Genomic DNA, 15,577 nt, shown 5'->3' on the forward strand with positions numbered 1-15,577 from the left:
CTCCCCGCAAGGGGGAGGGGATCCGCGAGCAGCCGTTCCGATCAATCCGGCCAGTTCTCGACCCTCACCCTGTCCCTCCCCCGCACGGGAGGGGGGACCCGCGCCTTACAGAGAGCCAGTTGCGCTCCGGCTCCGACTCGCATCCGCACGGCAATAGGGCGTCCCTATGCCATCGCCTTGCCCGATCGAGCGGGGGTACCCGCGTGCGATCTGGAATCGCTTGCGGATACGGCCTACCCGCTCGAACCAAGATTGGCCGATATTTGAGCAGCGTTTGAGTTCGTCGCCGGCATGAGGGCCGGAACTGAGATGTCGCGACCGTGTTGAGGGCTGGAACCGCTTCGCTGCGGCGCATCAGCTTGGAACCGATCCAGTTCTCACCATGCATATCCGCACCGGCTTCACCCTCGCCTTCGACACGTTCGGCCCGACGCCGATGAACCTGCTGCTCAACGTGCGGCCCGAGCGCCGGGCGGATCTCGTCACGCCGGAGGTGATCCGATTCGATCCGCCCGTGCCGGCGAGCCAGCGCATCGACGCCTTCGGCAATGTCTGCACCCGCATCGTCGCGCCGGGCGGGCGCATCACGATGTCGGCCGATTTCGTGGTGCAGGATTCCGGCGAGCCCGACGCGGTCGCGCCGGAGGCCCGCCAGATCGCGGTGCAGGACCTGCCGGACGACGTGCTCGTCTACCTGCTCGGCTCGCGCTACTGCGACACCGACAAGCTCTCGCAGATCGCGTGGTCGCTGTTCGGCAATGCTCCGGAGGGCTGGGCCCGCGTCCAGGCCATCGTCGATTACGCGCATCGGCGCCTGCGCTTCGACTACCAGATGGCGGATGCGACCCGCACCGCGAGCGACGGCCATGCCCAGCAGGTCGGCGTCTGCCGCGACTTCGCGCATCTCGCGATCACGCTGTGCCGCTGCATGAACATCCCGGCGCGCTACGCCACCGGCTATCTCGGCGATATCGGCGTGCCGAAAGACCCGGCGCCGATGGACTTCTCGGCCTGGTTCGAGGTGTTCCTCGACGGCCCCGAGGGCCCGCGCTGGTACACGTTCGACGCCCGGCACAACCGGCCCCGCATCGGCCGCATCGTGATGGCGCGCGGGCGCGACGCCACCGATTGCGCGCTCACCACGAGCTTCGGCACGGCCCATCTCGTGCAGTTCGATGTGCACACCGATGCCGTGCCGGCCGAGCTGCAGCCGATGCGCCGCGCGGCCTGATCCGCCCGCCAGCCCTGACGCCGGCCGGTCGCGCACCATCGCGCGACCGGCCGCATGGTTGACGGGAGCCCCTGGGACTGCCATCCGCCCCGCCTGACCCCGCACGGGTCGCGAGCCGCAGGGAGAACGCGCAGCCCTATGACCGATCTCTTCGAGACGATCCGACGGGTGCTGGTGCCCATCCACAAGGAGGGCTACCCCTTCATCCTGATCGGCATCGTGCTGACGGTGCTGGCCGGCTACTTCTCCCAGTTCTTCGGCTGGATCTTCCTGATTCTGACCCTCTGGGTGTGCTACTTCTTCCGCGACCCCGAGCGCGTCACGCCGGTGGCCGACGGGCTGGTGGTGTCGCCGGCCGACGGCCGGGTCAACCTCATCGCCAAGGTGCTGCCGCCGCCGGAGCTCGACCTGCCGCCGGTGCCGATGACGCGGATCTCCGTGTTCATGAACGTGTTCGACTGCCACGTGAATCGCGTGCCGGTGACGGGCCGGATCGGGCAGATCCACTACACGCCGGGCCTGTTCCTCAACGCCGAGCTCGACAAGGCGAGCGAGGACAACGAGCGCAACGGCCTCGTCATCGAGACGACCCACAGGGGCGAGCCCCTGCGCGTCGGCGTCGTGCAGATCGCCGGGCTCGTCGCCCGCCGCATCGTCGGCTTCGTCAGCGCGGGCGATTCGCTGCAGGTGGGCGAGCGCTTCGGCCTGATCCGCTTCGGCTCGCGCGTCGACGTCTACCTGCCCGAGGGCACCCGCGTCCTCGTCGGGCTCGGCCAGAAGGCGGTGGCCGGCGAGACGGTGCTGGCCGATCTCGGCAGCGGCCCCGAGCGCCAGTTCCGACGGATATGACGGGCTAGAGACAGGGGGCGCCGCCCATGGACGACCTCTTCCCGCCCTTCGAGCCGGACGCCAACGAGCCGCGCCCGCGCCGGTTCAAGCCGGTGCCGTTCCGGATGATCGCGCCGAACATGATCACCCTGATGGCGCTCTGCCTCGGGCTGACGGCGATCCGGCTCGCCTTCGAAGGGAAGTTCGAGCCGGCGGTGATCGCGATCGTGGTCGCGGGCCTGCTCGACGGCATCGACGGGCGCGTCGCGCGGCTCCTCAAGGGGACCTCGCGCTTCGGGGCCGAGCTCGATTCGCTGGCCGACTTCGTGAATTTCGGCTGCGCGCCGGCCCTGATCCTCTACGGCTTCACGCTGTTCAACCTGAAGTCGGTCGGCTGGATCGTAGCCCTGATCTTCGCCATCGCCATGGGCCTGCGGCTTGCCCGCTTCAACGCCATGCTGGACGATCCCAACCGGCCCGAATGGAAGAAGGACTTCTTCGTCGGCATGCCGGCGCCCGCAGGCGCGATGACCGCGATGCTGCCGCTCTACCTGCACTTCCTCGGCCTGGATTTCGGGACCTGGGCGGCCCCGATGGTGCTGATCTACGTCCTCGTCATCGCGCTCCTCGTCGTCTCCACGGTGCCGACCTTCTCCGGCAAGACCATGGGCAAGCGCGTGCCGCGCGGCTGGGTGCTGCCGATCTTCCTCGCGGGCGTCGCCGCCTTCGGCCTCCTGATCAGCTTCCCGTTCGAATCGCTGGTGGCGATCAGCCTCGCCTATCTCGCGACGATCCCCGTGGGCGCGGCGCAGTACCGCCGCCGCCAGAAGCTCGAGGCGCAAGCACGCAGTGAGCCGCCCGAGAGCCCGGCCGCGGCCTGATTCTCGCCTCAGCGGTGGACAGCCCGCCGCCGAGGCTGGCCTCACCCTCGCGCGCCGGTCACCCTGAACCGGCCGAATCGGCCAGCGAGGGACCGACGATGCTGGAAGAATTCAAGAAATTCGCCCTGCGCGGGAACGTGGTCGACCTCGCGGTCGGCGTCATCATCGGCGCCGCCTTCGGCGCGATCGTCACCTCGGCGGTGCAGGATCTCTTCATGCCGGTGATCGGCGCGGTCACCGGCGGCCTCGACTTCTCGAACTACTACCTGCCCCTGTCCGCGAAGGTGCAGTCCGGCATGGCCTATGCCGAGGCCAAGAAGCAGGGCGCCGTGCTCGGCTACGGGCAGTTCATCACCGTCGCCCTGAACTTCATGATCGTCGCCTTCGTGCTGTTCATGGTCATCCGGGCGATGAACAAGCTCCAGAAGGCGGAGGAGAAGAAGCCCGAGACGCCGGCCGACGTGAAGCTGCTCGGCGAGATCCGCGACATCCTGGCGGCCAGGCCGAAGCTGTGAGAGCGCTCTAGCGCCCGTCCGGCGCGGCGCCCTTCCCGGCCTCCCCCGCGATGCCGAAGGCGTCGAGGATGCGGTCGAGGGCGTCCTCGACCGCGCCGGTCCCTTCCTCGTGGGTCTTGAGGCGGGTCTCGAGCTTGGCGATCTGCGGGGCGAAGTGTTCGGGGGCGGCTTCGTCGCCGAGGAATTTCGGGTTGCCGGTCTCCACGGGCAGGACGCCGCGCAGCTGCTGGCCGAGATGGTCGCGCACCGGCTCGGGAAGTTTGGCCTCGTCGTCTCCGCCCATGGAAAACCCTCCTTCCGATCCAGGCACTAACGATCCGCGGGCGGTGGGCGTTGCGTCGGGCGGCGCCTGATTTTCCCGTGCGTCACCCGCCCATGAGAAAGGCCCCGGAGCACGGGGCTCCGGGGCCTGAAGACGGCCGGCTGTGGGGCCGTCTGCGGCTTAGTTGATGACCTCGACGATGCGGTGGCCGCGGTCGACCAGCACCGGGGTGTCGTTGATGACGGTGTAGCGGTAGCCCGGACGCACGCGGTACTCGTCCGGCACGTCGTAATAGGTCACGCCCGAGGACGGCAGGGTCGAGCCCACGGCGACGCGGCCGTCATAGTCGTAGGAGCGGACGTTGCGCTCGCGGACGTAGCTGCGGAAGCGCGGCTGCATGTCGACGCCGAGGATGCCGCCGACCGTGCCCGTGGCCGCGCCGACCGCACCGCCGACCACCGCGCCGACCGGGCCGGCCGCATCAGCGCCGACTTCCGCGCCGCGGGCGGCGCCCGGCAGGGTGCCCTGGGCCTGGGCAGCGAGCGGCAGCGAGAGGGCGAGGGCCGAGGCGGCGAGAAGGGTCTTGAGGTTCATTCAAAGTCTCCGTTTCGGATCGTCCGCCGCGCCGGGCGCAGCGAAGCTCGGGCCGGTAACGCGCGACCTCGCGAAACGGATGCGTCAAAAAAGCAGAAAAGGGCGCCCTCCCGAGGAGAACGCCCTAGAGGCCTGTGAACACTCGCTTTTTTCGAACCGACGAAGACTGGCGTCCACTCGGCGGAGCTTTCATCCGTCTGCACATATCCTGTGCAGGCAGCCGGAATCAGCCTTCGCCGGGCATCGCCGACTTGATGAAACGGTCGGAGCCGAGATCCTCCTCGTCGTAGCCGAGAAGCTCGGCCAGACGACCGCGGGCGCGGCTGACGCGGCTCTTCACGGTGCCGACCTTGCAGCCCATGATCGCCGCCGCCTCCTCATAGGAGACGCCCTCGGCGCCCACCAGCACCAGGGCCTCGCGCTGGTCCGGCGGCAGCTTGGCGAGCGCGCTCTGAAGATCCTCCACGTCGAGCCGGTCGCCCTGGTGCGGGGCGGTGGCGAGGCGGGCGGCGTAGGAGCCGTCCTGGTCCTCGACCTCGCGCACGCGCTTGCGGTGATCCGAGTAGAAGATGTTGCGCAGGATGGTGAACAGCCACGCGTTGAGGTTGGTGCCCGGCTGGAAGCGGTTGCGGTGCTGCCAGCCCTTCAGGAGCGTGTCCTGCACGAGGTCGTCGGAGCGGGCGGGGTTCGAGGTGAGCGAGAGCGCGAAGGCGCGCAAGGACGGCACGGCGGCGAGCAGGCCCTCGCGGAACTCGGGCTCGACCGCCTCGCCGCGGGCGCGCAGCGCCGCCTCGAGCTTGTCGAGCAGCTCGGTGAAGCGGCTCGGCATCTCGGCCGCCCCGATGCGCTCGTAGGTGTCCCGCAGGTAGTCGCCGAGATGGGCGCGGATCGCGTGGCTCAGGTTCGGACGCTCGGAGGGCGCATCATCCCTCGCGTCGGTGAGGACGTGGTCGGTCTCGTCGCGGGTCATGGCTCGTCGCAGGGTTCAAGCGGGCTTGACTCGCCGGGCGGTCCGAACCCGGCGAGGCGGACAGTGATGCGGCCGAGCATGGCCGTTTCTGTCCTGAGTTAAGGTTGTTGTAGCGCATGACGCCCGCGCATGCACCTTCGGGCGCACGCGGGCTGCGTCCCGCGCGCGCCCGTCAACAGCTGGAGGCGCCGACCTTGATGAGGCGGGTGGCTCCGTCGCGCAGGGTCAGGATGTCGCCCCGCTCCAGGTCGATCCAGTCCTCGTCGCGGGTCAGGGCCTTGGTGGCGATGACGGTGACCACGTCCTGCTCGGTGGTCTCCTGCGCGAAATCGACGTGCCAATCCTCGTCGATCAGGGTCGCGGTGCCGAAGGGCGCCTTGCGGGTCAGGTAGCACAGGCGCTTGCCGCAATGGGCGTAGAGGGTGCGGCTGTCGCTGAGCAGCATGTTGAACACGCCGAGCGCGTGCAGTTCGGCGCAGAGGGCGGCCACCGCACGGTCGAGGGTCGCGGCGGGCGGCAGGCGCCGGAAGCGGGCCTGAAGGCGTCCGAGCATCCAGCAGAAGGCGTACTCGCTGTCGGTGGTGCCCACCGGGGCGAAGGCGCCGAGCGGCAGCTTCTTCACCCCGCGCAATTGCCCGTTATGGGCGAAGGTCCAGTGCCGGCCCCAGAGTTCGCGGGTGAAGGGATGGGTGTTCTCCAGGCTCACCCGGCCGCGATTGGCCTTGCGCACATGGGCGATGACGATGCGGCTCTTGATGGCCGCGTTGCGCAGGAGCTTGGCGAGTTCGGAGCGCGCCGAGGGCTCCGGCTCGTGGAAGCTGCGCTGCCCGCGCCCCTCGTAGAAGGTGATGCCCCAGCCATCGGCGTGCGGCCCGGTCTCGCCGCCCCGCCGTGCGAGGCCCGCGAAGGAGAAGCGGATGTCCGTGGGCACGTTCGCGCTCATGCCGAGCAGTTCGCACATCGTCCCGGACTTCCACCCCTTGCGAGCGCTCTCCGCCGAAATCGGGCTCCGGCTCGGCGAAGAAGGCGCTTCGGAACATCGATTCGGAGCCGTATCCCGCCGCGAAACGGCCGGGCACGGCCCGAATGCACCGCGATCTGCGGGAGAGCGGATTTAGAGGCGTTCCGCTCTGCGAACAACCATCGGTTCGGTCCGCGAGACCGGTCGGGCTACGGAAAACGCGCAGGGTTCGGGGACAGTGGGTGGGACGAGGACGCTCCTCATGCCCACCCGGTCGGGGCGATCCCGAAGCGCCGCCTACGCCGCGGTCGATCCGGCCTCCTCCGGCAGCGTGGCCGGCAGGGCGAAGGGGGTGGGCTCGTGTCCCTCGTCGCGCAGGGCCGCCAGGAGATCGGCGGGGACGAGGCCGAGGGTGCGGGTGCTCACGAGCGGGTGGACGTTGATCCGTTCCGCCTCCAGCAACCTGTCCTCCACGAAGACGCGGACGCTGCCCGGCGCGGCGTTGAAGGCCGCGAGCGGCGAGACGGCGCCGCTCTCGACACCGAGCTGCTCGCGCAGCGCGTCCGAGCTTGCGAAGGAGAGGCCGCCGCGGGCGCCGAGCACGGAGCGGAACGCCTTGAGGTCGACCTGCGCGTCGTGGCGGAGCGTGACGAGGAAGTACGTCTTCTTCCCGTCGCGCAGGAACAGGTTCTTGGTGTGCGCCCCCGCGATGTCCCCGCAGACCGCCATCATCGCCTCGACGGTCAGGACCGGCGGATGCTCGTAGAGCTTGTAGGCGATGCCGCGCTCGCGCAGCCGCGCCAGCAGGTCGTCGGGGCTCAGGGGCATGGGTCTCCTCGCATCCGGGAACGAAGGATCGGTCTGTAACGCCGCGGCGCCTCAAGGGCGAGCCGGCGGGGGGAGCTCGCCGTTGATCCGAGCGGCCGCGCGGCCTGCCCGGCCCCCGCGCGGATCGTCCGCGATTCGGATGCGGATGGATTGCCGGACGATGCCCCCTGTGTCGTGCTGGCGAAGACCAGGTGGACGCCGGCGCTGGAAGCGCCAGAAGGCGGCGCGTCGCACCAGGAACTCGGACATTGCGGCCGATGTCGGAGGTTGCGTATGCCGTTATCGTGCCCTGCGAGGGCGCGTTTCGTCGAGGAACGCCCTTACATCGTTGTGAAATCAGCGATTTTCTGCAGGACGAGTGGCGGAGACGGAGGGATTAGACGACTAGGATCCGTTAACCCATTCCAGTGACTGCAAGTCCAGGGAATCGCGCGACGTTTCGGGTCGTGTTACGGATCAAACCGGTTCATATCACCCCTGGGAGGGGGTCTGCCGGTGCCCCGCAAGCCTGACAAGGACAAGGCCTACCTCACCGTACACGACGGCGTCTGGCGCGTCTCCATGGGCGTGCCACGGGAGCTGCGCGAGCAGCTCGGCAGCCGCCTCGTCCGGTCCACCGGCACGAAGGCCCTGGGCGAGGCCAAGCTCGCCCGCGATCTCATCGTCCCCCAGTTCAAGAAGCGGATCGAGGATGCGTGGACCGCCCGGGGCGGCAAGCGTAACTCGCTCCTCGCCCTCACCCTGGAGACCCGCAGGCTCATGGAGACCGCCGACGACAACCTCGCAGACTTCATGATCCAGGGCGCCCAGGAGCGCTACGAGGAGATCCTGAACGACGGGGCGACCTGGGTGGACGAGCACACGCCCGACGGAATCATCCAGCGGCGCGTGCCCAAGCCGGAGGCGGTCAAGCTGGTGTCCGAGATCCGGCGGGTCGCCGCCGGAGACACGCCGATCGCCCACTACCACCAGGCCTTCGTCGACGGTCTGAAGATCAAGCCGCGGTCGAAGCTGGACGAGCCCCGCGCTCTCTCGATCCTCCTGGATTGGCTGGAAGCCAACGACATCGAGCCTTTCATCGAGAACATCAACAAGCGGAACGCGATCCGCTTCCTCGACTGGCTCGACGCCGACACGAACCTGTCCTGGGCGAGCAAGGCCAAGTATTTCGGCCGGATCAAGTTCTACTGGGCATGGCTCACCCGGCGCGAGCACGCGAAGGAGAACCCGTTTCACGACCTCAACATCGACAAGCCCGAGACCAAGCGCGAGGACGACGAGCGGGAATACACGGATGAGGAGGTTCAGCGCCTGCTCATGGGCACGCCCATGGAGGGGGATCGCATGAAGGACGTGATGATGATCGCGGCCCTGACCGGAGCACGCCTCGACGCGGTGATTGACCTCAAGGTGGCCAACCTATTCGACGGGTATTTCACGTTCAAGCCGCAGAAGAAGGAGCGCGGCAAGCGCGAAATCCCGATCCACCCGGACATCGAAGAAATTGTGGCAAGACGTATCGCCAACAAGGCGCCTGAAGACGACCTATTCCCGGAGTGGCCTGGCCCACCTTCAACTTCGGTGAAGCCGCGTTCATCCTACTTCTCGAAGCGGTATACTAAGTACACGACCGTTCTAGGGGTTCGTGATGAGGAGCCGGGCCGCCGCCGGAGCAAGGTCAATTTCCACAGCTGGAGACGCTGGTTCATCACGAAGTTGGAACAGGCTCGGGTGCGCGAGCCCCTCATTCAGGCGATCGTCGGCCACAGTCGCAAGGGCATGACGCTCGGCCTCTATTCGGGCGGCCCCGAGTTCGAAGAGGCCAGGGAGGCTATCGCTTTGGTGAAGCTGCCACCGCTCGACGGCTCGCCCATCGTCGAGAAGCGGTCCCTGACACCCCGGAGGCGGTCATGAAACCCGCGATTCCCCGTCCGAATCCCCAACCCTCCGCCAAACCCTAGGGACCTGCAGCGCCGCGCGCTGGGTCCCGATCGAGGACCCGTAAAAATGGCTCGTAGGAGTATTTTCTTTACCGCCGACACGCACTTCTGGCATGAGGGCATCATCGGCATGTGCAAGCGCCCGTTCGCGTCGGTGCGCGACATGAACCGAACGCTCATCGAGCTCTGGAATGCCCGGGTTGGAAAGGACGACACGGTCTGGCACCTGGGCGACTTCGCGCTGGGGGCCAACCCGGCCGAGGCGGCCTCGATCTTCGCGGCCCTGAACGGATCGAAGCGCCTCGTGAAGGGCAACCACGATGACGCAGCAACTCTCGCGCTGCCCTGGGCCGGCCCGGTCGAGCAGCTTGTCGAGATGGCGGTGGATGGGGCCAGGGTCGTTGCCTGTCACTACCCCTTACGTGCGTGGAGGGGCAGCTTCGGCCGCACAATCCAGCTCTTCGGGCACACTCACGACCTCCTGCCGCCGTCCAGCCTGTTCTGCGACGTCGGCGTGGACTCGTGGGCCTACGCCCCGGTGACGATCGCCGAGATCAAGTCGAAGCTCGCCGGGGTGACCGAGGAGCCCGAGGAGCGCAGGATGGCCCGCCTGAAGCGGGTGGAGGCGAGCCCGGTCGGCGACGAGGCCTAGAGGCCTCGGCCGCGCCACCCGGCCCGGGCTTCCTCGGCGAACTTGCTCGTCCACTGGAGCTCCTGCGGCTCTGGGGCCGGCTCCGGCGCGGGACGGGGCAGGCGCTTGTCGGCGTACTTCACGACGAGGGCGTCGATGTCGAAGTCGCTGCCGTCGTCGTAGGGGGCAACCTTCGTGGCGGTCGGCCCGGATTCCAGCGTGGGCTCCTCCGATGTGTCGGGCTCGCCCTGTACCGGCGGGGTGCCCTCGTCCAGCGACGGCGGGACGTCCTCCCCGGCTGCGATCCGATTGAAGACCTCAGCGCGCCGGCGCAGCTCGGCGGCTCCGCTAAGCGCGACGTCGGCCAGGACGGGGAGCATCCAGGCCGGGAGGGGCTTCGAGCCGGTCGCCCACTGGTTGATCCGCACGCGCGGGACACCGCCCTCGACGACCTTCGCCAGCCTATCTGAGAGCGCCTGCTGCCATGAGGGCCCGTAGAGGTACGTGCCGACGGTCAAGAGCTTGCGCTGCCGCGTCGCGCGCTCTTCTGGGGACAGGCGCTCGCGGGTCTCGGCCATGCGGGCACTCCATAGAGTTACTCAGGGTAGCCCCTATCAAGGGCGCCGAGAAGAGTTGCGAAAACGAGCCGCTAGCGGGCGGACAGATAGACGGGGCCAACGAGCATGCTGCCGATGAGGCAGCGGGTCCTTAGCTCGCCCTCCTCGATACCGAGCCGGGACGCGAACAAATCGTACCGGGCGTCCACGAGAGCCTTTCCGGCAATCGCCAGCTCGCAGCAGCCGGCGTAATCCCTTTGCTCGATGCGCACCGCGATCTGGCGCCAAATCTCGTCGATCTCCGCACGGAATTCGGGAGTGAAGACTACAAAAAAAGGATTGAACGCGAGTTGCACGATGTGTCCTCCTCGGGTCGGGGTGTCTGGCCCTCGTCGGGACCGCTCTCGGAATCGAGCGGTCCGGAGATAGGGCCGGGGCGCGGGGCCCCGGCGGCCTCAGCGGGCGTAGGCGATAACCTCCAGGGCCGGGAGATCGGCGGCGAGGTGACGCTCGGCGGCAGCCTTCGCCTTCGCGGCGCGCTCGACAATGCGCTCGGCGAACGCGATGAGCGGGCGCTCACCGGCCCGCTTGCGCTCCGCCTTCGTCATGACGACGACGACGATGCGGCCGCGCTCGCCTGTCGCCTTCGTGACGGAAAGCTTGGGCACCGCGCTCAGGCGGTTGACGAGGCTGTTGCGGCTGTTCCGGTACTTCGTGCCGTAGCTCGCGGCCCGGCCGGTGAGCTCGGAGCCGGACCACGTCCCGAACCCGTTGAGAAGACCGGCCTGGTAGTCGCCGCGGGCGCAACCGAAGGCGGCGGTGCGGGCATTCGGCGTGATGATCGTGCTCATGGCGAAATTCCTGTGACTAGGAGGCTCCGAGGAGGACGGTGCCGTTGCCTTCTTGGCCCCTCTTCGAGCCGCCCCATTTGCCGGCTGGAGGAGAGGCCGGGTCGACTGCCCCGGCGGGGTGTTAGGCGTTGGTCTCGGTGTGCAGGGGGAGCAGGCTCTCCGGGAGCGGGAGCTCGCGGACCTTGGCAATCTCGGCGAGCAGGGCAGCCATCGCCTCGTTGGACGGGTCGGAGTTGTTGGTGTTCGGCTAAAAGGGGGTGTGGGGCTTGGTTAGCGGAGGCTCCGTGAGGGGGACCTTGTGTCCCCTTGGTGAACGGGATCGTTCACTGAGCCGCCATGGTCAGGGGTGAGTGGACGAGAATGTTCACTGCTCGGTTTGAGGCCTTCCGGACCGCGCCTGCCGCTTCCTGACCCGCTTACCCGCGGCGGCACGCTCGGCATTCGACAGCGCAGTTGGAGCCTTAGAGGACTGGTAGCCCACGATGCCGCGGTCGGAGACGATCGCCACGTACTCGCCGCTCTCGACCAGCCGGCTCATGTCGGCCACGACCTGGGCCTCCATCTGGTCCAGCCGCTCCTCGTGAATGTAGGCATCCAAGCCGCGCCGGAAGCGCTCGCTGAACGTGAGTCCATCTCCAAAGGCGTTCTTTGCGGTACGGGGGTCGATCTCGGTGATGTGGATCGTCTTGGGCATGATCTCTTTCCAGTTTGGGGGTTGTTCAGTCGTTCGGGTCGACGCCGAGCATGACGAGCACGAAGTCTTTGGGGTTGAGGTTGGGACCGAGCTCCAGCCTTCGCCGCTCGCCGTCCGCCTCGACGACATCGGCGAAGCAGGTCTCGCCGCGCCACTCGACGCACTCGATCGCGATCACGGGGTCGCTGACGCCTTTGGGCAGCGCCCTAGCGAGGCGCTCCCGCACGATCGCCTCGTCCGCTGGGGCGGCGCGCTCGTACGGAAGGGTCTTGTCCAGCAGGGGGACGAGGGAGATCTGGCGCATCACGCGAATCCGAGCTGCTTGGCGAGGCGGACGCGCCAGACCGCGTTGGCGCGGCGGTCGAGCTGCGGGTCGGCGTAGCGGCCAAGCGCCGGCACGTATTCGAGCCCGAAGGTGTCGAGCATGCACCCCTGGGGCCGCCGGCGGCCTTCGAGCACGCTGCGCAGGACGCCGGGCTTGCAGCCGAGGCGCATCGCCCAGGCCTCGACCCCGCCGGCCCTCTCGCAGGCCGCGACGAGGACCTCACGGAACTCCTCGGGGGTGGGGTTGTATTCGGCGCACGCGGCACGGGCCCGATCCTGCAGGGCGAGGATGCGGTGGCGGGCGGGATCGACGGGTAGGACGGATCTCGGCATCTCAAATCTCCGGGGTGAAGGGAGTGGTCACTGCGCACGCGGCACGGGGTCACGCATTCCGAGGACGCTGGAGCGCGACGCGAGCCAGAGGAAGAACTGGAGGGAGGGCAGCCAGGCCGCGGCCCACGTCAGGGGCGCCTCGTGCGGCCAGGCCTCCGGTGCGCCCGCGAGGCCTGGGCGTCACGTGGATGTGGCGGTCGATGTCGTTCACGGGCGCTGCTCCGCGGGCTCGTACGCGCGGGGGAGCTCCCGCAGCCCAAGAGCCGCTAGGACTCGCGGCGTGATCTCGCGGCGGCTGCCGAGGATCTTGGCGACGTAGGACTGCGTCAGGCCGTGACGGGCGGCCCAAGAACCCTGGCCTCCGGCGAGGTCGACGGCCGCTTGCAGGCACCGGCGGGCGTCATCGTGATGGAGAGGAGCGCGCCGGGCCATCAGCGCGTGTCCTCGCGGGCTTCGCGCCCCCTCTGGTCATTGGGCAGGCCGTAGGATCGGGCGGCTGCCCAAATTGTGCGCCCCTCGACGCCGAACGCCCCGGCGATCCGCTTGATGCTGATGTCCGAGCGCGAGACCGCCATGCGGAGGGCCGTCTCGTTCGAGGTGCGCCCGTTCACCAGCTCGCGCAGGCCCAGCTTGCAGCACCGGCGCCGATCCGCGTGCTCGCCGACGTCGTACAAGCGTGCGATCGCGACGTAGCCCTCTCCAGCCGCGAGGTGCTGCCTCAGCACCGCCGGTGCCACCCTGAACTCCTTCCACCTTGCATGCATCTAACCCTCCATGTTTACTAGGTAAGTCTTTGTGTTTTCCCGTGATGCAATCTACCGCCGCCAGGAACGTATGATCGATTCGGATCATAAAAAGAAGGGGTTCTAACGTGGAAAAACGATTCACGATGAATCGTTCGAGTCCCGATCGGGACTGCGTGGTCACGGTACGAGTGGTCCTGCGGGCGGGTGCAGTCGTCCGGCGCGTCGACGTTTGGGCCGCCACGCGGACGAGCCTGCACGTGCGCCTCGTCACCAGGCGGTCGTTACCTACCGAGACGCACTGCCGTGACGCGGCACGGACACGGTGGATGTCCTCGTTCGAGCTTTCGGTCGGCGAGCTCGTCACGACCGCGCGCGGCCGCGAGCCAATAGAGGGCGAGCTGTTCGCCGTCTGCGGGGGCGGCCTAGAGCCAATCGGCTACAATGCCGCTTGGGATTGCCTCTACCCGGCGGGCGCCGCTGAGAGGGCCGCGCAGCGGGAACCCGACGCCCGGGCGGCCGCGGCCGACCTACCGCGTGAACTCACCCGATTTGTAGGGGCTCACACGCTCTAGAGCAGGGCCCACCCAATAGGGGAATTCCTTCTATTTCGCAGAGCGCTGCACGGCCCGGCAGGCCTTCTGGCAGAGGGCGACCTGGGCCGAAGTGGAGGCGTATTGGGCAAGGGGCTCACGTGCGCCCATGGATCCTTGCATGTGAGCTTGGCACGCTCCTGAGCAGAGGGGGCCGGCGTGTTGCCGAGCCCCCGCAGGGAACCCAGTCATGCAGTCGCTGGCCCGAATCCTCGCCGCCGTCCTCCGCGCCATGCGGGGCGGCTGGTCCTACCTCTCCGACGCCTTCGAGGAGGCGGTCTCCTCCGTCACCCGGAAGCTCCCGTGGCTCCGGGACCACGCCCGCGCCGCCGGTTGCGCCCTCGACCGGGGAGTCTCCGCCACCGCCGATGCGGCCGCCATCACCGCGGAGGTCGCGCTCAAGGCGCCCGGCGCCGTCGCCCGGGAGCTCGGGAGCGTCATCGGGAGCATGCTCCCGTCGCCGCAGGTCACCGGCCGGGCCCTCGCCGAGGGCGCCGTCGCTACCGACGCGGAAATCCAGCGGATGATGGAGGAGGCGGGCGTCGGCGACGCCATTCCGCATCGCCCGCACGTCGGTGCCGGTCACTTCCTCCAACAAGCCGTCGAAGCGTACCGCGACGGCGGCGAGGTGGCCCTGGCGCCGCACATTCGCTGGATCTCGGAGCCCGCGGCCGAGTGGATCCGGGCGCTCTCGCACTCCCAGATCGAGGCCGCGCTCGCCATGGCGCCTGGGGCCCTGAAGCGCCACACGATGCCTGAGAAGGCGTCGGATCTGTCGCCCCTCCTGCCGAGGCTCCTTCCGGTCGGGCCGGCGCCTAAGGTCGATCCCCTCCTCGTCACCGAGGAGATGAAAGCCGACATCATCGCGCGGGCGAAGCGAAGCATGCGCGGCGAACGCGAGGCGGTCGCGGAGATGATGAAGCGGGGCCCCGCCGCCACCCCGGCCCGCCCGGAGCCCAGCTTCGACGCCACGCCCGACGAGGCGCCCGTCTACCGCCGCGGCTACCGCCCGCGGGGCGCCTACTGACCGCCTCCACGGATTTCTGAATCGAGAAGGGCCCGCCGCTCATCCCGGCGGGCCCTTTGCTTTGCGCGGTGCCCGGTCAGGCGACGCCGCAGATCTCCATCAGGCCAGCGGTCAGGCTGCGCTCGGCGCGCAGGGCCTCCCGGAGCAGCCGGATCTCGCGCTGCGCCCCGGAGGCCTCCTGCTCGGCCTGGGCGGCCCGGGCCTCGGCGGCGGCGGCACGGCGCAGGGCAACGACCTGCCCGAGGCGGGCTTCCCGGAGGCGGAGGGCCACGTCCTCGACTGCGCTGACCTCGCGGCGCTGTTCCCGACGGATGTCCGACATGGCGCGCTGGATGCCCACGTGGAGACCGGCGCCCACCATGCCGATGCGGCTGCCGGCATTGAGGCTGAGTTCGGTTGCGAGGCCCACGGGCTGTCTCCCTGTTAGTGTGCCCTCAGCAGAATCGACGCGGAGTCCCGGGTCAACGGGGTGCCTCAAAGGAAGGTAAAAGGGAATCCCGGCCCCCTGAGGCGGCGCGAGGCCCCGCAGGCTGACGTTAGGCGCGCGTCAGCCCGACGTCGGCCCATATGCGCCTTCCAATATAAGAAGAACATAAGAGCGCATAAGAGACTCTCGGGACTCGATAAAACGCCAATTTTCGGGCCTCGGGCAAACTTCGGAAAATCGTTTCACCCGTTTTCGGGGCGTTCCGAGCCCCATCCCAGGCGGTCCCCAAACCTGGCGGGATCGGCCCCGGAGCCGGCCCATCATCCTGTGGATAGAAGGCCAGCCCTATCGGGGGGGGGGGGGCTGGCTTCTATCAAAATCCCCCGC

At 68.5% G+C, this 15,577-nt stretch carries 20 protein-coding genes; 7 read left to right on the forward strand and 13 right to left on the reverse strand.

Features of this window, described 5'->3' with window-relative positions:
• The first annotated feature begins 382 nt into the window (after positions 1-382).
• From MTDSW087_RS25810 to mscL, 4 genes are all read left to right on the forward strand, one after another.
• A complete protein-coding gene (locus MTDSW087_RS25810) occupies positions 383-1,231 on the forward strand; it encodes a transglutaminase-like domain-containing protein (RefSeq protein ID WP_144768027.1) in 849 nt (282 codons plus the stop codon).
• Positions 1,232-1,369: 138 nt separating this feature from the next.
• Positions 1,370-2,080 carry a phosphatidylserine decarboxylase gene (locus tag MTDSW087_RS25815; RefSeq protein WP_144768029.1) on the forward strand — a complete coding sequence of 237 codons (711 nt, stop codon included), beginning with the start codon at positions 1,370-1,372 and terminating at the stop codon, positions 2,078-2,080.
• Between the two features lie 26 nt (positions 2,081-2,106).
• Complete coding sequence (locus MTDSW087_RS25820; protein ID WP_144768031.1) at positions 2,107-2,940, forward strand: CDP-alcohol phosphatidyltransferase family protein; 834 nt, start codon at positions 2,107-2,109, stop codon at positions 2,938-2,940.
• 98 nt (positions 2,941-3,038) lie between these two features.
• Positions 3,039-3,455: a large conductance mechanosensitive channel protein MscL gene (gene mscL, locus MTDSW087_RS25825; RefSeq protein WP_144768033.1), complete on the forward strand. Its 417-nt coding sequence runs from the start codon at positions 3,039-3,041 to the stop codon at positions 3,453-3,455.
• A gap of 7 nt (positions 3,456-3,462) precedes the next feature.
• Here the strand turns inward: mscL and MTDSW087_RS25830 are convergent, their stop codons facing one another.
• The 5 genes from MTDSW087_RS25830 to MTDSW087_RS25850 form a co-directional block, all read right to left on the reverse strand.
• The gene (locus tag MTDSW087_RS25830) at positions 3,463-3,738 is read right to left on the reverse strand and encodes a hypothetical protein (RefSeq protein ID WP_144768035.1); all 276 of its coding nucleotides are present in this window, start codon (positions 3,736-3,738) and stop codon (positions 3,463-3,465) included.
• Positions 3,739-3,897: 159 nt separating this feature from the next.
• On the reverse strand, positions 3,898-4,311 hold the full coding sequence (locus MTDSW087_RS25835) for a DUF1236 domain-containing protein (protein WP_144768037.1): 414 nt from the start codon (positions 4,309-4,311) through the stop codon (positions 3,898-3,900).
• Between the two features lie 226 nt (positions 4,312-4,537).
• The gene (locus tag MTDSW087_RS25840; RefSeq protein ID WP_144768039.1) at positions 4,538-5,281 is read right to left on the reverse strand and encodes a sigma-70 family RNA polymerase sigma factor; all 744 of its coding nucleotides are present in this window, start codon (positions 5,279-5,281) and stop codon (positions 4,538-4,540) included.
• Positions 5,282-5,453: 172 nt separating this feature from the next.
• Complete coding sequence (locus MTDSW087_RS25845; RefSeq protein ID WP_144768041.1) at positions 5,454-6,242, reverse strand: class II glutamine amidotransferase; 789 nt, start codon at positions 6,240-6,242, stop codon at positions 5,454-5,456.
• Positions 6,243-6,539: 297 nt separating this feature from the next.
• On the reverse strand, positions 6,540-7,070 hold the full coding sequence (locus tag MTDSW087_RS25850) for a prolyl-tRNA synthetase associated domain-containing protein (protein WP_144768043.1): 531 nt from the start codon (positions 7,068-7,070) through the stop codon (positions 6,540-6,542).
• Positions 7,071-7,565: 495 nt separating this feature from the next.
• On the opposite strand from MTDSW087_RS25850, the gene MTDSW087_RS25855 reads away from it, so the two are divergent.
• Both MTDSW087_RS25855 and MTDSW087_RS25860 read left to right on the forward strand, forming a co-directional pair.
• Positions 7,566-8,984, forward strand: coding sequence for a tyrosine-type recombinase/integrase (locus tag MTDSW087_RS25855; protein ID WP_144768045.1), 1,419 nt, complete (start codon positions 7,566-7,568; stop codon positions 8,982-8,984).
• Between the two features lie 93 nt (positions 8,985-9,077).
• Positions 9,078-9,662, forward strand: a complete 585-nt coding sequence (locus tag MTDSW087_RS25860) for a metallophosphoesterase family protein (RefSeq protein WP_144768047.1) — start codon at positions 9,078-9,080, stop codon at positions 9,660-9,662.
• Here MTDSW087_RS25860 and MTDSW087_RS25865 read toward each other — a convergent pair.
• The 7 genes from MTDSW087_RS25865 to MTDSW087_RS25900 form a co-directional block, all read right to left on the reverse strand.
• Positions 9,659-10,219, reverse strand: coding sequence for a hypothetical protein (locus MTDSW087_RS25865; RefSeq protein WP_144768049.1), 561 nt, complete (start codon positions 10,217-10,219; stop codon positions 9,659-9,661). The genes MTDSW087_RS25860 and MTDSW087_RS25865 overlap by 4 nt on opposite strands.
• A gap of 71 nt (positions 10,220-10,290) precedes the next feature.
• Positions 10,291-10,554, reverse strand: coding sequence for a hypothetical protein (locus MTDSW087_RS25870; RefSeq protein ID WP_144768051.1), 264 nt, complete (start codon positions 10,552-10,554; stop codon positions 10,291-10,293).
• A gap of 99 nt (positions 10,555-10,653) precedes the next feature.
• Complete coding sequence (locus tag MTDSW087_RS25875) at positions 10,654-11,049, reverse strand: hypothetical protein (RefSeq protein WP_144768053.1); 396 nt, start codon at positions 11,047-11,049, stop codon at positions 10,654-10,656.
• A 364-nt stretch (positions 11,050-11,413) separates the two neighbouring features.
• A complete protein-coding gene (locus tag MTDSW087_RS25880) occupies positions 11,414-11,743 on the reverse strand; it encodes a hypothetical protein (protein ID WP_144768055.1) in 330 nt (109 codons plus the stop codon).
• A 25-nt stretch (positions 11,744-11,768) separates the two neighbouring features.
• A complete protein-coding gene (locus tag MTDSW087_RS25885) occupies positions 11,769-12,047 on the reverse strand; it encodes a hypothetical protein (RefSeq protein ID WP_144768057.1) in 279 nt (92 codons plus the stop codon).
• Positions 12,047-12,400 (reverse strand): hypothetical protein, encoded by a 354-nt coding sequence (locus MTDSW087_RS25890; protein ID WP_144768059.1) that lies wholly within the window; start codon positions 12,398-12,400, stop codon positions 12,047-12,049. Before MTDSW087_RS25890 ends, MTDSW087_RS25885 begins: the two co-directional genes overlap by 1 nt.
• A gap of 431 nt (positions 12,401-12,831) precedes the next feature.
• The gene (locus MTDSW087_RS25900) at positions 12,832-13,137 is read right to left on the reverse strand and encodes a hypothetical protein (RefSeq protein WP_238179590.1); all 306 of its coding nucleotides are present in this window, start codon (positions 13,135-13,137) and stop codon (positions 12,832-12,834) included.
• Between the two features lie 789 nt (positions 13,138-13,926).
• On the opposite strand from MTDSW087_RS25900, the gene MTDSW087_RS25910 reads away from it, so the two are divergent.
• A complete protein-coding gene (locus MTDSW087_RS25910) occupies positions 13,927-14,763 on the forward strand; it encodes a hypothetical protein (RefSeq protein WP_144768066.1) in 837 nt (278 codons plus the stop codon).
• 76 nt (positions 14,764-14,839) lie between these two features.
• On the opposite strand, the gene MTDSW087_RS25915 is transcribed toward MTDSW087_RS25910, so the two are convergent.
• On the reverse strand, positions 14,840-15,172 hold the full coding sequence (locus tag MTDSW087_RS25915; protein WP_144768068.1) for a hypothetical protein: 333 nt from the start codon (positions 15,170-15,172) through the stop codon (positions 14,840-14,842).
• Between the last annotated feature and the right edge of the window lie 405 nt (positions 15,173-15,577).

The organism is Methylobacterium dankookense, assembly GCF_902141855.1.
Classification (GTDB): domain Bacteria; phylum Pseudomonadota; class Alphaproteobacteria; order Rhizobiales; family Beijerinckiaceae; genus Methylobacterium; species Methylobacterium dankookense.

Bases quoted from the DNA above. Each gene is read 5' to 3' on its own strand.
- MTDSW087_RS25810 (WP_144768027.1), top strand. From the start codon at position 383: ATGCATATCCGCACCGGCTTCACCCTCGCCTTCGACACGTTCGGCCCG.
- MTDSW087_RS25815 (WP_144768029.1), top strand. From the start codon at position 1,370: ATGACCGATCTCTTCGAGACGATCCGACGGGTGCTGGTGCCCATCCAC.
- MTDSW087_RS25820 (WP_144768031.1), top strand. From the start codon at position 2,107: ATGGACGACCTCTTCCCGCCCTTCGAGCCGGACGCCAACGAGCCGCGC.
- mscL (WP_144768033.1), top strand. From the start codon at position 3,039: ATGCTGGAAGAATTCAAGAAATTCGCCCTGCGCGGGAACGTGGTCGAC.
- MTDSW087_RS25830 (WP_144768035.1), bottom strand. From the start codon at position 3,738: ATGGGCGGAGACGACGAGGCCAAACTTCCCGAGCCGGTGCGCGACCAT.
- MTDSW087_RS25835 (WP_144768037.1), bottom strand. From the start codon at position 4,311: ATGAACCTCAAGACCCTTCTCGCCGCCTCGGCCCTCGCCCTCTCGCTG.
- MTDSW087_RS25840 (WP_144768039.1), bottom strand. From the start codon at position 5,281: ATGACCCGCGACGAGACCGACCACGTCCTCACCGACGCGAGGGATGAT.
- MTDSW087_RS25845 (WP_144768041.1), bottom strand. From the start codon at position 6,242: ATGTGCGAACTGCTCGGCATGAGCGCGAACGTGCCCACGGACATCCGC.
- MTDSW087_RS25850 (WP_144768043.1), bottom strand. From the start codon at position 7,070: ATGCCCCTGAGCCCCGACGACCTGCTGGCGCGGCTGCGCGAGCGCGGC.
- MTDSW087_RS25860 (WP_144768047.1), top strand. From the start codon at position 9,078: ATGGCTCGTAGGAGTATTTTCTTTACCGCCGACACGCACTTCTGGCAT.
- MTDSW087_RS25865 (WP_144768049.1), bottom strand. From the start codon at position 10,219: ATGGCCGAGACCCGCGAGCGCCTGTCCCCAGAAGAGCGCGCGACGCGG.
- MTDSW087_RS25875 (WP_144768053.1), bottom strand. From the start codon at position 11,049: ATGAGCACGATCATCACGCCGAATGCCCGCACCGCCGCCTTCGGTTGC.
- MTDSW087_RS25880 (WP_144768055.1), bottom strand. From the start codon at position 11,743: ATGCCCAAGACGATCCACATCACCGAGATCGACCCCCGTACCGCAAAG.
- MTDSW087_RS25885 (WP_144768057.1), bottom strand. From the start codon at position 12,047: ATGCGCCAGATCTCCCTCGTCCCCCTGCTGGACAAGACCCTTCCGTAC.
- MTDSW087_RS25890 (WP_144768059.1), bottom strand. From the start codon at position 12,400: ATGCCGAGATCCGTCCTACCCGTCGATCCCGCCCGCCACCGCATCCTC.
- MTDSW087_RS25910 (WP_144768066.1), top strand. From the start codon at position 13,927: ATGCAGTCGCTGGCCCGAATCCTCGCCGCCGTCCTCCGCGCCATGCGG.